The organism is Iodobacter fluviatilis, from assembly GCF_900451195.1.
Taxonomy (GTDB): domain Bacteria; phylum Pseudomonadota; class Gammaproteobacteria; order Burkholderiales; family Chitinibacteraceae; genus Iodobacter; species Iodobacter fluviatilis.
On sequence record NZ_UGHR01000006.1, the window covers coordinates 65161 to 79649 of the forward strand.

The following is a 14489-nucleotide window of genomic DNA, read 5'->3' on the forward strand; positions in this document are numbered from 1 at the left end:
CCACTTTCACCCACTACTTCCCACTATAGAGTAAAAAAAAAGAGCGCACAAGCGCCCGTTTTTTAATTGTTCTTTTGATACAATCACTTAGCTGCAAAATATGTAATGTACATTTTTCTCTTGTTTTATCTTGCATAAGCAAGCGCTAAAGCAATTAAGTTAAAGTAAAACTTTAACTTAATTGTTAAATAATACGTCTTTCCCCTTTTTTTATATTGATTACGCCTTGTGACAGAAAAATTACTGAATATCTGTTTGTTTGCCTTGCTTGTTTGGGCGCTTTGGCGGCGAATCAGCCCCTCAGTACGCTCTGAAATCGACCGTTCAATGAGGATTGCTTCTGTTGTTTTGCTTTTTGCTGCGGCTATTGCTTTGTTTTTGCACATTTATTGATGTGAGTGATTTTTTTTGCCTAGCAAACGTGTGCGGCTGTCGTTTAAAGAAACTTTAAGCATCTGATTGCAGATAAACTTTAAGAGTCGTTGTCAGCGCTCGTTGTTCTGTCCGACTAAGCTTTATTGCCTCTGGAGAACATCATGCTCATCCGCTCATCGACAGAAATATTACCTTCTGAAATTACACCTGAAGGCCTTTGGTTAAATCGCCGTCAAATCATGACGGGAGCCGCGGCGCTTGGGCTGGCGGCTGCATTGCCTGCGCAGGCCGCGGGTGAGTTAGCTTATCGGGCCAGCCCCTTTTCTGCTAAAGACGATAAAAATAGTTTTGAGCAAATCACTCAGTACAATAATTTCTATGAATTTGGCACGGGTAAAGATGATCCGGCCAAAACAGCACATACCTTAAAAGCTAGGCCTTGGAATATCGTGATTGAGGGCGAGTGTGAAAAACCGCGTACTTTTTCAATCGACGAATTATTAAAAATTGCGCCATTAGAAGAGCGGATTTATCGCCTGCGATGTGTGGAAGGCTGGTCGATGGTGATTCCATGGGTGGGTTTCCCACTTTCCGAGCTGATTAAGCGGGTTAATCCCACTTCTAAAGCTAAATACGTCGAGTTTATTTCGCTGGCCGATAAGGAGCAGATGCCCGGTGTTGGCCGCTCGGTATTGGATTGGCCATATACCGAGGGATTGCGTATGGATGAAGCCATGCATCCTCTGGCGATCATGGCGGTAGGGCTTTATGGCAAGGTATTGCCCAATCAAAACGGCGCGCCGATCCGCCTAGTTGTGCCGTGGAAGTATGGCTTTAAAAGCGCAAAATCCATCGTAAAAATTCGCCTGACCGAAAAACAGCCACAAACGGCTTGGAATAAAGCGGCACCTAACGAATACGGCTTTTATTCTAATGTAAACCCGGAAGTAGACCACCCCCGCTGGAGCCAAGCCACTGAGCGGCGAATTGGCGAATTCTTTAAACGTAAAACCTTAATGTTTAATGGCTACGGCGATCAAGTGGCAGGCATGTACAAGGGAATGGATTTGAAAAAGCTGTTTTGATGGTTTGAAAATCTAAACTCAAGTCTTTAACCACGGAGGAACAGGAGAACACCAAGGGCCATGGAGAAAACCGAAAAACAAGAAAACCTCTATTTCTTGTTTTTCTCTGTGTCCTCTGTGATCTCTGTGGTTCAAGATTTGGGTTTTATCTTTTGATTTTCATTTCGAAAAATGAAGACATAAAAAAACGGAGCCTTTGGCTCCGTTTTTTTATGCTGGCAGTAAAGCCTGCTTCATTTTGCTGAGGGCTTTGGCCTCAATCTGGCGGATACGCTCTGCAGAAACATTAAACTCTGCCGCCAAATCGTGCAGCGTTAAGGCGGAGCCTTCGTCGGCAAGCCAGCGTGTTTCCACGATCCGGCGGCTGCGCTCATCAAGGCTGGCGAGTGCCATTTGCAGGCCTTCGGTATGCAGCTTATCCGTCGCGCGGCGGGCCAGAGTGGCATCCGGTGCGCTATCGTGATCAGCCAGCCAGTCGATCGGTGCGTAGCCTTCGTCATCGTTGTCGTCGGCAATCAGGGAAATATCCTGGCCGCTCATCCGCGTTTCCATTTCCAGCACTTCTTCGCGTTTTACACCCAAATCGTCAGCAATCTTTTGTGCTTCGGAAGTGGTGAGAGCGGCAAAGCCTGGCTTCATGGAGCGCAGATTAAAAAATAATTTACGCTGGGCCTTGGTTGTGGCAACACGCACCAAGCGCCAGTTGCGCAGTACGTATTCGTGGATTTCGGCTTTAATCCAATGCACAGCAAAGGAAAATAAGCGTACGCCACGGCCGGGTTCAAAGCGTTTTACCGCTTTCATTAGGCCGATATTGCCCTCTTGGATTAAGTCTGCCTGAGGCAGGCCGTAGCCAGAGTAGCCGCGTGCAATGGACACCACGACTCGCAGATGGGACATAACCAGTTGCTTGGCTGCCTCCAAGTCGTTGTCCTGGTGGTAGCGCTCGGCAAGGCTGTATTCTTCTTCCTGCGAGAGCATGGGAACAGTATTTACACGCTGGATATAGCTCTCGATGCTGTCGCCACCGGACAGTACGGGAAGTGTAAGTGCAGACGCCATGTTTCAATCTCTCCTTGCAAAAACTCTTGCTGATTCTAGCACTTGACTTGGCCGAGTGCTAAAAAAAAGCAAATATTCAGACTTTCGATTCAATCACACTATGGTGCAATGAAGCACGGCAATTTTTCCTATCTGCTTAATAGAGTGAATTAATCATGAAGCATTAAATGGGGAAAATGGCGGCTAGGCAGGCTTTGCTGCATAGGAAGGCGAAAATTGCTTCCCGCCTGTTGTCCTGTTGCGGCCTCAGGTAAATTGCCGTAAATGCCGCCAAACGGCAAGCCATGCGCCGATGAACGTAAGTAGGGTACACAGGCCGCATACAATGGCAATCGTGCTCAGGTCAGGGGATTGCAGGCTGAATTTTTGCCCATATGCTGTTGCCAGATCGCTTACCGCAGGGTTGAGGTGAGATAGCATGCCGCCCACAATACCGCATGCAAGCAGCCCGCCCAGCAGGCCCTGCACCATTGCAAAATAGACGAATGGTCTGCGGATAAAGGCATCGGTTGCACCGATCAGCCTAGCGACTTCGATTTCTTCTTTACGCGTTAAAATTTGCATGCGGATGGCATTGCCGGTAATCAGCGTGAGAGCGGTGGCCAGCAATACTGCAATCACTTCAAATAGGGTCTGGCCTAGGGCGAGGAGTCTTTCTAAGCGATGTGCCCAAGCCGAATCATGCTGGACTTCTTCTACGCCGGGGCGGCTGATCAGGTCTTTTTGTAATGCTTCTAAAGTACTGGCTTGGCCGTCTTTACTGCTTAATACAAAGGCATCGGGCAGCGGATTTTCGCTCAGCCCGGCTAAAAGATTGGTAGCGCCAGAGGAAATTTGCATTTCTTTAAGGGCATCGTCTTTGCTGATAAAACGGCTGTTGGCGATGCGCGGGTCTTTCTTTAATTGCGTTTTAAGCGTGGCGAGCTCTTCTGCCGTTGCGGTATCGCGCATAAAAACAGAGATTTGCGGTTCTACATGAATCTGGCTGGCTACACTGCTTAAGCTGCTGATGATTAGCCACAGGGCTAAAGGCAGAGCGGCCGTGATGCCAATCACCAGTAAATTCAGCGCGCTGGAGAAGGGGTGGCTAAACAAAGCACCTAGGGTGCGCGCCAGGGATTGCAGATGGAGTCTGAACCAGTGTTTCATAGCGCCTCAAGCAGTAAATTGACCATTTTTCAGGCGCAGAATACGACGTCCGTAATCTGCCATCAGGGTTTCATCATGAGCAGAAATCACAATCGTGACGCCAACCTGATGAAAAGACTTAAACAGCTCCAGAATATCGTGAGCGTAATCGCGATCCAGATTGGCGGTTGGCTCATCAGCCAGCAAGATCGCCGGCCGATGCACCACCGCGCGGGCGATACATAGCCGCTGCTGCTCACCACCTGATAGCGAGACTGGGTTGAGTTTTTCTTTGCCAGCTAGGCCCACTTTATCGAGTGCGGCTAAAACACGGCGGCGGCCTTCTTTATGATCAAAGCCAACAATATCCAGCGGCAGGCTGACATTATCGATCACGCTGCGATCAAACAAAATTTTATGATCCTGAAAAATCAGCCCCAGATGGCGTCGGATATAAGGCAGTGAGCTGCGATTCATTTTCGCCATATTCTGCCCGTTAACAATCACCGCGCCGCCGCTGGGCTTTTCTATACCCGCAATCAGCTTGAGCAGTGTTGATTTGCCCGCGCCAGAATGGCCAGCCAAAAATACCAGCTCGCCACTTGGAATCTCAAAGCTTAAATTCTTAACGGCATCAAAGCCGCCAGGATAGCGTTTGCTGACTTGCTGGAACTGGATCATAGAAGCCCTGCCTTTGTTTTCCACGAATACGCTTAACCTAAATCTTGAACTACGGAGTGATACGGAGAAAAGCAATACACATATTGAGTATCACAAAGCCATTAATAAAACCGAAGCTTGGTTTATGGTTGCTCAGTGATTTTTGTGTCTTAAGATGCTTTTAAATTTATGCTTTTACTAATACTTTGTTTTCGTACTGATTACCACCGAACTCGAAGTATGTTACACCATGCTGAACAAAACCTTGGCGTGCATAAAATGCAATTGCACGGTGATTGTTACTATTGCTGCTTAGCCAGTAAGTACGATCGGCAATGATTTCTTCGCAATAAGCCAGCAGCTTGCTGCCTAGGCCTTGGCCAGTAAAGGCTTCTTGAACATACAGGGTTTGTAGCTCAACCGAACCAAACTCAGGCTGGTCTTCTGACGCAAAATCAATTTGTGCATAAGCCACCAGATGCTGATTTATTTCGGTGATCAGTAATTGGTAGCGGGGATCATTAATTAAAGTGGTGAATTTATCTGGTGTAAATGCGCTGAGCACATAAGCAGAAATATCCTGGCGAATGCCCGATGTGGCATAGGTGTGCAGCCAAACCTGAATCGCCAGCGCAGCTAGGTTTTGCGCATCCGCAGCGGTGGCAGGGCGTGAAACAAGGGAGTGATTCATTTACTTTCTTGGCTCGTTATTTTTATAGGGCGTGTATTCGCTTTTTTTGTGCACCGTTTTCTATGCTGCGTCGTTCTACACTCAATAAGCTGGCTTAGGCAGCGAGACGGTGCGGAACAAGATGCCGTTCCACACCCTATAAAATCATTTTTTTCAGTGCGCTCGCTTTTTATTCTTTGGGTTCTCTATGCCACAAGATTGATGTTTTTTTAATCAAACAGCGCGTCCACATAATCTTTGGCGATAAAGGGGCGTAAATCGTCGATGCTCTCACCTACGCCCACAAAACGCAGCGGGATGGGGCGTTGTTTGGCAATCGCGGCGATAATGCCGCCCTTGGCCGTGCCATCAAGCTTGGTCAGGATCAAGCCGGTCAGGCCCAGTGCATCGTCAAATGATTTCACCTGGCTGAGCGCGTTTTGGCCGTTATTGGCATCCAGAACCAGCATAATTTCGTGTGGGCCAGTTGGGTCGGCTTTTTGCACCACGCGTTTTACTTTTTTGATTTCTTCCATCAAATGCAGCTGCGTAGGCAGGCGGCCCGCTGTATCTACAATCACCACATCAATGCCACGCGCCTTGGCTGCGTTGACCGCATCAAAAGCCACTGCTGCAGAATCGCCGCCATCCTGGGCAATCACTTGCACGCCATTACGCTCGCCCCATACCACCAGCTGTTCACGCGCGGCAGCGCGGAAAGTGTCGCCTGCTGCCAGTAAGACGCTAAGGCCTTGGCCTTGAAAATATTTCGCCAGCTTGCCGATGCTGGTGGTTTTACCCGCACCATTTACACCCGCTACCATCAGGATAAAGGGCTTATGCGTGCTAACATCCAGCGGTTTTTGCAAGGGGCTGATGAGATCGGTGAGTGAGCTTTGTAATGCACCTTTCAGCTCTGAGCCATTTTTAAGCCCGGCAAGGCTTACACGATTCCGTACATCGCTGAGCAAATGCTGTGTTGCATCGATGCCCATATCGGCGGTGAGCAGGACAGATTCCAGCTCTTCGTACAGATCTTCATCAATTTGCCCGCCGCCAAACAGCCCCGCGAGGCTTTTACCTAGGCGATCCCGTGTTTTAGCAAGGCCAGCTTTAAGCCGCTCTGCCCATGAAAGCTTGGCTTGTGGTTGAGCGACTTCGATAATGGCAGCAGGAGCAGGAGCAGGAGCAGGAGCAGGAGCAGGAGCCTCCTCTTCGGTTTGCTGCGGCTCAGGGTGTACCGCTACAGTCGTGATTTCAGCTGTGTCAACAACAGGCGCAGCGGCGTGATGAATAGGGGCCGTGTCGGTTTGGACAGGCTCTGCCACCAGAGGTGTTTCTGGGGTGACCGGTGCAACCGGCTTTTTTTTGCGAAAAAAACTGAACATGAGTTTGCGGGTATTCCGAAAGATGGCGGAAAATGCGGGCAGCTTGTCGATAAGTCTGCGTTAAAAAATGCTTGTTTGGGCTTTTTTAACAAGGCTGCCGGGCTATTTAATTACAGATTGCTAGGATTTTAACATGGCCGCACAGTTCAAAAACCAGGTTCGTATTATTGGCGGTGACTATAAACGCCGTTTATTGAAGTTTCCTGACGCAGAAGGCCTGCGTCCAACGCCTGACCGGGTGCGTGAAACGCTGTTTAACTGGCTGGGCCAGGAGTGTACCAATCTCAGTTGCCTCGATCTTTTCTCGGGCAGTGGTGCGCTCGGTTTTGAGGCGGCATCAAGGAATGCCAAGCGTGTAGTGATGGTAGAGCGCGCTAAAAACGTGGCTGCCAGCTTAAAAGACAATCAGGCTTTGCTGGGTGCGGCCAATATTGAAGTGATTTGGGGCGATGCTCTGCGCTTTTTAGACAGTACTGCCGAGCGTTTTGATGTGGTGTTTTTAGACCCGCCTTTTGCTTCGGATTTTTTAGCGCAAGTATTACCAAAACTACCACGCATCTTAAATGAAGGTGCTGTGATCTATGCCGAAACAGCCAACTGGCCGGATCGGGATGGTTGGGAAATTGTTAAAGAAGGCCGTGCCGGGCAAGTGAAGTACGCCTTGCTGCGTGCGGTGGTGCAGAGTTAAGTAAACCTTAAATCCAAATCTTGAATCACGGAGGTCACTGAGGAAACGGAGTCTCACTGAGAAAACCTTGTGTATGTTTTTCTCAGTGGCCCTCAGTGTTTTCCTTGAACGAAGTGGCTCAAGGTTTGAGTTTTTTAAGTAGGGCTTTCTTTCCCCTGCTGCTCAATCAGTAGCAGGGTAAAGTCCGCTGCGCTCATAGGTTTGTAGCAGAAATAGCCTTGGACTAAGTGGCAACCCAGCTTGGCCAGGTAATCGGCCTGGGCTTGGGTTTCTACCCCTTCGGCGATGAGCTTTAAACCTAAGTTGGTGGCGATATCAACAATGGAGCGTACGATTGCAGCCGAATGTTGATTCTCTGGCAGGGCCTGGACAAAGGATTGGTCGATTTTTAGGTAATCAATGGGGTAATGCTGCAAATAAGCCAGATTAGAATAGCCCGTACCAAAGTCATCCAGTGCCAAGCTAAAACCTGTGCTGTGTAATTGATTGAGCAGGCTGGATTGGCCATTTCCCATCAGCAGGCTTTCTGTTAACTCCAGCTCGACTAATTCTGCAGGTATCTTGTGATAGCTTAAAATAGCGCTTAGCTCGTCAGGCAGCTGAGGTTTAAATTGCAAGGCAGATAAATTAATGGCCAGCCGGTTTAATTTAATCCCTATTTTTTTCCATTCGGCGATCTGGCTGATCGCTTCATTCAGTACCCAGCTGCCTATGCCCACAATCAGCCCTGTTTCCTCTGCAAAAGGAATAAAGTTTGAAGGCGGAATCATGCCTTTCTGCGGATGACGCCAGCGTATCAGCGCTTCTGCACCCATTATTTTTTTGCTGGGTAAATCAATTTGCGGCTGAAAAAATAATTCAAATTGATTGAGATCCAGTGCGTGGTGCAGCTCTGCTTCCAGCTTGATTCTGTCCAGCGAGCGGCGATTCATTTCACTGGAATAAAACAGATAATTCTGATTGCTTTTCTTTGCGCGTTGCATGGCCACGGTGGCATTATTAATCAGTGTTTCGGCATGATAGCCATCGTCCGGATAAATGCTGATCCCAATATGGCTTAATAAAACAATTTCCTGGTTTTTTAAATAAAATGGCGCGGCTGTCGCTTGCAAAATACGCCTAGCGACCAGAATTGCGTCTTCTCTTTGCTCAATTTCAAAGAGCGCAATATAAAACTCATCGCCACTGAAGCGGGAAACAACGTCTTCTTCGCGTAATGCGGTTCTGATTCTTCTGGCCAGCTCGGCCAGCAGTGTATCGGCTTCAGAATGGCCGAATGAATCATTAATATGTTTAAAGCTATTGATGTTAAAACAGAGCAGAGAGCCGTGTTTTTTTTTGCGTTTGGCTTCTGCTAAAGATTGCGCGAGCAAGGAAAACAGCATGGCGCGGTTGGGCAGATTGGTGAGCGTGTCGTAATAGGCCAGCTTATGGATTTTTTCTTCGGCAAGGCGCTTTTCGGTGAGATCGGAAAAAACCACAAAATAATGGCTGACTGTGCCGTAATTGGTTTGTACTGCACTGATGGTGAGCCAGGCGGGGAAAACTTCGCCGTCTGCACGGCTGTCCCATAATTCGCCTTCCCAGTGCCCCATTGCTTTAAGGGTGGCTTCAATGCTCTTTGTGCTGTATTTCTTTTTTAAAAAGCTGGGGACAGTACCCACCACCTCGGCATTGCTGCGGCCGGTAATCTTTAAATAAGCGTTATTTACACTGACTATCCGCTTATTACTATCGGTAATCACAATGGCTTCGCGGGCGTATTCGATGATGCGGGTATAAAGCCGGCTTCGTTCTTCATTGGCCAGTTGGCTGCTGATATCCCGCACATAGCCGATCAGCCTTGTTGGCTGGCCAACTTTATTTCGCACCAAAGTGAGGTGTAGATGAGCCCAAAAATCGCTACCGTCTTTGCGCCGGCGCTTCACATCCATTTCGGCATGGCCATTGGCGATGACTTCATTAAAGAAGTCTTCTTCACCTTCGCTTTCTGCATCGGCGTATAAAAGCAGAATATGTTTACCCAGTACTTCGTCTGCGGTATAGCCAAACAGCAAGGCGGCCCCACGGTTCCAGCCTGTGATATAGCCTTCCAGATCCATGGTGATCAGCGACGCTTCAAGCGCCGCATAAATACCAGAGTCGCTGTCCAGCTCATTATTCATGCATCACCTGAAGCCAGTAATTTTCTGACCCAGTGGCAGGCATTGATTTCAGATTGCAGCCAGTTTGCCGATTGGGTATCTGGTAGCAGGCTGGCAAGCAGCGTGTTGTCTGCTGCCTCTATAGCGCCAAGGGCTTTAATGGCATTGCCGATGGGGCCTTCTGCTGCGAGCAGGCCCGCGCTGAGCTCAGGGCTTAGCGGCAGCGGATTTAGAATTTCTGCAAGAGGCTGGCCAAACAGGCGATCCAGTAAAGACAGCATTCCCGCCATAAAAGCGGCATCGGGCTTGAGATTGGGCAGGGCATCGCTGCCCGCCCAGCTTTCCAGCCGCTTGGCACGTAAGGCCGCCAAGAGCAGCAGCGGCGGCGTACCGCTGTCGCTTCCAAATTGCTCTGCATAGAGCAAAAGCTGCAACCAGCGTTGCAGTTGGCGTCTGCCTAAAATAGCAATCGCTTGCCGCAAGCTTTCGGCATGAGCACCCCCACCTACTGCCACAGAATTCACCAATCTTAATAAGCTAAAAACCAGTTGAGGTGCTTTGGCGATCACACTTTCAATCGCCGGGGTATCGGCATCGCTGGTAATCAGCCCCAGTAATTCAAGTAATACCGGCTTGCTGGGGTTGGGGCGGCCATCGTTTTTTTGCGGCGCAAGCAGCCAAGTGCCTGTCAGCCATGCTTTGGGGGGTAATTGGCTGGGCAGAGTGGTGATGCCGCAAATAAGGCCAGGGTCTTCGCTGGGGGCGCTGAGTAATCTGCGTGAGGTTTGAGGGGAAGGCAGTGCTAACTCATTATTATTGAGGAGTACCACATAGGGGTGGGGCTCGGGTAAGTCCGGGGGGAGTAAGCCATCTGTGCTTTCCCATAAGCAGGGGAGCTTTGCCAACGAAGAATCCGCCAGCATAGGGGCCAGCAAGGCAAGCTGTGCGCCATCAGCATGGGCGCGCAGGGCAACCCACTGATTTTCAGTATTCCAAACAGGTTCGAGTAGCATGATCTGAACGCAGCATGATGACTCTTTACCCTAGCTCTGTCAGGAGCCATGGGCAAGGAGTCATTACTTTGTCAGCCAATTAATGGCTTATTCTCTTTAAACTACGCTGGCTGTGTATAGACTCTAGCTTCTCTAGGTGTAAGAAATACTGTTTCATCGGTCTTCCACTGGCCTTCTTGCTGACGTTCACGGGTCAGTTCTACTTCTACGATATCACCATTGGCGACTTCGACCTCCAGCCTGACTGTTGCCCCCAGTAGGCGCACATGGATAATTTTGCCTTCGATGGCGGATGAATTTGCCAGCCTAGAAAGATCAATTTCATGCGGGCGGACATAAACAGTGGCCGCTGCGCTATTTTCGGGCGCAGCAAAGCGCGTGCCGCCAACCTCTGCCCAGCCTTCATGCACACGGCTGTGGAACAGATTTACATCGCCTAAGAACTGATACACAAAGGGCGTGGCTGGTGTGTCATAAACCTGCTCGGGGGTACCAATCTGCTCGATCTGGCCCTTATTCATCACCACCACGCGATCGGCCACTTCCAGCGCTTCTTCCTGATCGTGAGTTACAAACACGCTGGTGATATGCATTTCATCGTGCAGACGGCGCAACCAGCGGCGCAACTCTTTACGCACCTTGGTATCCAGCGCGCCAAAGGGCTCGTCTAGCAGCAAGACTTTAGGCTCTACTGCCAGCGCGCGTGCTAAGGCAATCCGCTGTCTTTGCCCGCCTGATAACTGAGCCGGGAAGCGATCGGCCAGCCAGTCCAGCTGCACCATATTTAAGAGAGCATGAACTTTTTCTTTGATAACGCTTTCTGAAGGGCGGGTTTTCTTGGGGCGAACACGCAGGCCAAAGGCGACGTTTTCAAATACGGTCATATGGCGGAACAGCGCATAGTGCTGGAAAACAAAGCCGACTTGCCGCTCCCGCACATGGGTGTCGGTGGCATCTTCACCGTGAAATAAAATTTGCCCCTGATCCGGCGTTTCCAGCCCCGCAATCACCCGCAATAAGGTGGTTTTGCCACAGCCTGAAGGCCCAAGCAGCGCCAGCAGCTCGCCTGAGTTCACTTCTAAATTTAGATTATCCAGCGCGGTAAAAGCACCAAAGCGCTTGGCAATGTTTTTGACTTCGATACTCATATTGAATGCCTTTTGATATTGCGTAGCAAAACCCAAATCTTGAAACACTGAGAACACGGAGTTTCACCGCGGGACGCTAGGCTATTGCCGACTCCCGACTCCCGACTCCCGACTCCCGACTCCCGACTCCCGACTCCCCGATCTATTCCTCAACGGCATGCCGGCGATCTGCTTCAGCTTGCTGCTCGCTTTTCCATTCCACATAGCTTTTAGCCGCTAGGGTGAGCAGGGCTAAGAGCGCGAGGATGGAGGCGCAGGCGAATGCGCCGACGAAGTTGTATTCGTTGTAGAGAATCTCTACATGCAGCGGCACGGTATTGGTCATGCCGCGAATATGGCCGGAGACCACCGAGACCGCGCCAAACTCACCCATGGCACGGGCATTGGCCAGAATCACACCGTAGAGCAGGCCCCATTTGATATTGGGCAGCGTGACCCGCCAGAACATCTGCCAGCTGGATGCGCCCAACACAATGGCGGCTTGCTCTTCGTCCGAGCCCTGCGCTTCCATCAGCGGAATCAGCTCGCGGGCCACAAAGGGAAAGGTGACAAAGATCGTGGCCAGCACAATGCCCGGCACGGCAAAGATAATTTTGTAATCGTTTTCAATCAGCCAAGGCCCCCACCAGCCCTGCGCGCCAAACATCAGCACATAAATCAGCCCGGCTACCACAGGGGATACCGAAAATGGCAGATCAATCAGCGTGGTTAAAATGCTTTTACCGCGAAAATCAAAACGGGCAATCGACCATGCGGCTGCGATACCAAAAATCAGATTGGCAGGCAGGGAAATTGCCGCAACGATCAGGGTCAGCTTGATCGCTTGTAGTGCATCCGGCTCAACTAAGGCTGCCAGATAAAGTTGCCAGCCTTGGCGAAACGCTTCGATAAAAACGGAGGCCAGCGGAATCACCAGGAAAACGCCAATAAATAGCAGCGCAAGGCTGGTGAGCAGATAGCGCACGGCACGGCTTTCGGTGGTGACGATGGAGCGTTGAATGGTTGAAGCCATTATCTATGCCCCTTTGGTCTAAGCTGTCTTGCAATATTTCTGGAGGTGGAAATGTAGTGTATTGAAGCCATTATTTGCGTCTCCCCAGTCTTTTGGCCGCCCACCACTGCAGGCCGTTAATTAATAAGAGCAGGGCAAAAGACACCACCAACATCACTACGGCAATCGCGGTTGCACCCAGATAATCGTATTGCTCTAGTTTGGAAATAATCATCAGCGGGGTGATTTCGGAAACAAAAGGCATATTGCCAGCGATAAAAATCACTGAGCCATACTCACCAATCGCCCGGGCAAAGGCCAGTGCAAAGCCGGTTAAGAGCGCTGGCAAGATGGTAGGGAAAATCACTTTATAAAAAATCTGCCAGCGCGTGGCACCTAGGCTACAGGCGGCTTCTTCCAGCTCGTGCTCTAAATCTTGCAGCACGGGCTGCACGGTACGCACGACAAAGGGCAGGGTGACAAAGGTCAGTGCAATCACGATGCCAATCGGAGTAAAGGCAATCTTAAAACCCAGTGGCTCCAGATATTGGCCAATCCAGCCATTGGGGGCATAAATAGTCGCCAGCGCAATCCCGGCCACGGCGGTGGGCAGGGCAAAAGGCAGATCGACCATGGCATCAATAAAGCGTTTGCCATAGAACTGATAGCGCACCAGCACCCAAGCTACTAATAGACCGGTGAATAGATTAATCAGCGCCGCCAGTAAAGACGCGCCAAAAGTCAGCTTATAAGAAGCCACCACGCGCGGCTCGCTAATAATCTGCCAAAAATGCGCCCAGCTTAAGGCGCTGGTTTTGATGAGCAGCGCCGAGAGCGGCAGCAAGACTATGATGGACAAATATAACAACGTGTAGCCAAGGCTTAGATTAAAACCGGGCAACACGCTTGGCTGTTTGAAGCGCATGGTGAATCCGATGGGGTGTAAAAGGGAATTCCACGTAGTGGTTTAGAGCGCTAAATCTTGAGCCACAGAGGTGGACACAGAGAGCCACAGAGAAAACCTGCTCTTTAGTTAGATTTCCTCAGTGAAACTCTGTGCTCGTGCCCTCTGTCGTTTAAGGTTTAATTCTGGTGGCGTATCAGCGCTTAGCAATGCTTGCTGCGATCTGGTCGTAAATTGCACCGTCTTCAAAGTGGGTTTTCTGGGCTTTTTGCCAGCCGCCGAAGTCTTCGATGGCGAATAATTTAATGGCCGGGAATTGCTTGGCGTATTTGGCGGCAATCGTTTTGTCTCTTGGACGCAGATAGTTTTGCGCGGCAATTTCCTGGCCGGCTGGGCTCCACAGGTATTTCAGATATTCTTCGGCCTGCTTGCGCGTGCCTTTTTTATCGACGACTTTATCGACGATGGCCACAGGAGGCTCTGCTTCGATGGAGATGCTGGGGTAAACCACTTCAAAATTGCCACGGCCAAATTCTTTGGCGATCATTTCCGCTTCGTTTTCAAAGGTCACCAAAACATCGCCAATCTGGCGCTGCATAAAGGTGGTGGTGGCGGCGCGGCCACCGGCATCCAGTACGGGGATGTTTTTGAATACGCTGGCAACAAATTCACGCGCTTTTGCCTCGTTGCCACCAGGTAGTTTTGCGGCATAGCCCCAAGCCGCCAGATAGGTGTAGCGGCCATTACCCGATGTTTTTGGGTTGGGCACGATCACGCCAACGCCGGGTTTTGTTAAATCATTCCAGTCTTTAATCCCTTTCGGGTTGCCCTTACGTACGATCAGCACTTGCAAGCTGGTAAAGGGCGCTGCGTCATTGGGCAGGCGTTTGGCCCAGTCAGAGGGGAGTAATTTAGCTTTGTCGGCGATGGCGTCGATATCGTTATGCTGATTCATCGTCACCACATCAGCCTGTAAGCCATCGATCACCGAGCGCGCCTGCTTGCTGGAGCCGCCGTGTGACATTTGCAGGGTGATGTCTTCGCCTGATTTTGCTTTCCAGTATTTGGCAAAGGCCGGGTTGTAATCTTTATAGAAATCACGCATCACATCGTAAGACACATTCAGCAGGGTGCTGTCGGCAAAAGCAGGCAGGGTGGTGCTGAGGGCGATGGCAACGAGCAGAGACTTAAGACGCATGACGATTTCCTAGCTGTGTGTCAGATAGCGTCGAT

At 50.1% G+C, this 14489-nt stretch carries 14 protein-coding genes; 3 read left to right on the forward strand and 11 right to left on the reverse strand.

The features are described from left to right. Positions 1-228: 228 nt before the first annotated feature. Positions 229-393: a protein MIGRI gene (locus DYD62_RS24515; protein WP_422614933.1), complete on the forward strand. Its 165-nt coding sequence runs from the start codon at positions 229-231 to the stop codon at positions 391-393. A gap of 143 nt (positions 394-536) precedes the next feature. Beyond that, complete coding sequence (msrP, locus tag DYD62_RS21995; protein ID WP_115230059.1) at positions 537-1460, forward strand: protein-methionine-sulfoxide reductase catalytic subunit MsrP; 924 nt, start codon at positions 537-539, stop codon at positions 1458-1460. Positions 1461-1670: 210 nt separating this feature from the next. Here msrP and rpoH read toward each other — a convergent pair whose 3' ends face one another. The 5 genes from rpoH to ftsY all read right to left on the reverse strand — a co-directional run bounded on the left by rpoH (position 1671) and on the right by ftsY (position 6368). Then, positions 1671-2522 carry an RNA polymerase sigma factor RpoH gene (gene rpoH / locus DYD62_RS22000; protein WP_099397509.1) on the reverse strand — a complete coding sequence of 284 codons (852 nt, stop codon included), beginning with the start codon at positions 2520-2522 and terminating at the stop codon, positions 1671-1673. Positions 2523-2768: 246 nt separating this feature from the next. Next, the gene (gene ftsX / locus DYD62_RS22005; protein ID WP_115230060.1) at positions 2769-3671 is read right to left on the reverse strand and encodes a permease-like cell division protein FtsX; all 903 of its coding nucleotides are present in this window, start codon (positions 3669-3671) and stop codon (positions 2769-2771) included. A 6-nt stretch (positions 3672-3677) separates the two neighbouring features. Continuing rightward, entirely contained in the window at positions 3678-4331 is a 654-nt protein-coding gene (ftsE, locus tag DYD62_RS22010; RefSeq protein ID WP_115230061.1) for a cell division ATP-binding protein FtsE, read from the reverse strand. Positions 4332-4497: 166 nt separating this feature from the next. After that, the gene (locus tag DYD62_RS22015; RefSeq protein WP_115230062.1) at positions 4498-5001 is read right to left on the reverse strand and encodes a GNAT family N-acetyltransferase; all 504 of its coding nucleotides are present in this window, start codon (positions 4999-5001) and stop codon (positions 4498-4500) included. A gap of 209 nt (positions 5002-5210) precedes the next feature. Then, the gene (ftsY, locus tag DYD62_RS22020; RefSeq protein ID WP_115230063.1) at positions 5211-6368 is read right to left on the reverse strand and encodes a signal recognition particle-docking protein FtsY; all 1158 of its coding nucleotides are present in this window, start codon (positions 6366-6368) and stop codon (positions 5211-5213) included. 133 nt (positions 6369-6501) lie between these two features. Here ftsY and rsmD point away from each other — a divergent pair, with 133 nt between their 5' ends. Continuing rightward, a complete protein-coding gene (gene rsmD / locus DYD62_RS22025; protein ID WP_115230064.1) occupies positions 6502-7056 on the forward strand; it encodes a 16S rRNA (guanine(966)-N(2))-methyltransferase RsmD in 555 nt (184 codons plus the stop codon). 134 nt (positions 7057-7190) lie between these two features. Here rsmD and DYD62_RS22030 read toward each other — a convergent pair whose 3' ends face one another. The 6 genes from DYD62_RS22030 to DYD62_RS22055 form a co-directional block, all read right to left on the reverse strand. Continuing rightward, positions 7191-9221 (reverse strand): putative bifunctional diguanylate cyclase/phosphodiesterase, encoded by a 2031-nt coding sequence (locus DYD62_RS22030; protein ID WP_115230065.1) that lies wholly within the window; start codon positions 9219-9221, stop codon positions 7191-7193. Next, a complete protein-coding gene (locus tag DYD62_RS22035) occupies positions 9218-10213 on the reverse strand; it encodes an HDOD domain-containing protein (protein ID WP_115230066.1) in 996 nt (331 codons plus the stop codon). The genes DYD62_RS22030 and DYD62_RS22035 overlap by 4 nt, the downstream gene beginning before the upstream one ends. A 101-nt stretch (positions 10214-10314) precedes the next feature. Beyond that, positions 10315-11361 (reverse strand): sulfate/molybdate ABC transporter ATP-binding protein, encoded by a 1047-nt coding sequence (locus tag DYD62_RS22040; protein WP_115230067.1) that lies wholly within the window; start codon positions 11359-11361, stop codon positions 10315-10317. A 142-nt stretch (positions 11362-11503) separates the two neighbouring features. Continuing rightward, on the reverse strand, positions 11504-12373 hold the full coding sequence (gene cysW, locus DYD62_RS22045) for a sulfate ABC transporter permease subunit CysW (protein ID WP_115230068.1): 870 nt from the start codon (positions 12371-12373) through the stop codon (positions 11504-11506). Positions 12374-12443: 70 nt separating this feature from the next. Beyond that, positions 12444-13277, reverse strand: a complete 834-nt coding sequence (gene cysT, locus DYD62_RS22050) for a sulfate ABC transporter permease subunit CysT (protein ID WP_115230069.1) — start codon at positions 13275-13277, stop codon at positions 12444-12446. A 175-nt stretch (positions 13278-13452) separates the two neighbouring features. Continuing rightward, positions 13453-14454, reverse strand: coding sequence for a sulfate ABC transporter substrate-binding protein (locus DYD62_RS22055; RefSeq protein WP_115230070.1), 1002 nt, complete (start codon positions 14452-14454; stop codon positions 13453-13455). Positions 14455-14489: the final 35 nt, after the last annotated feature.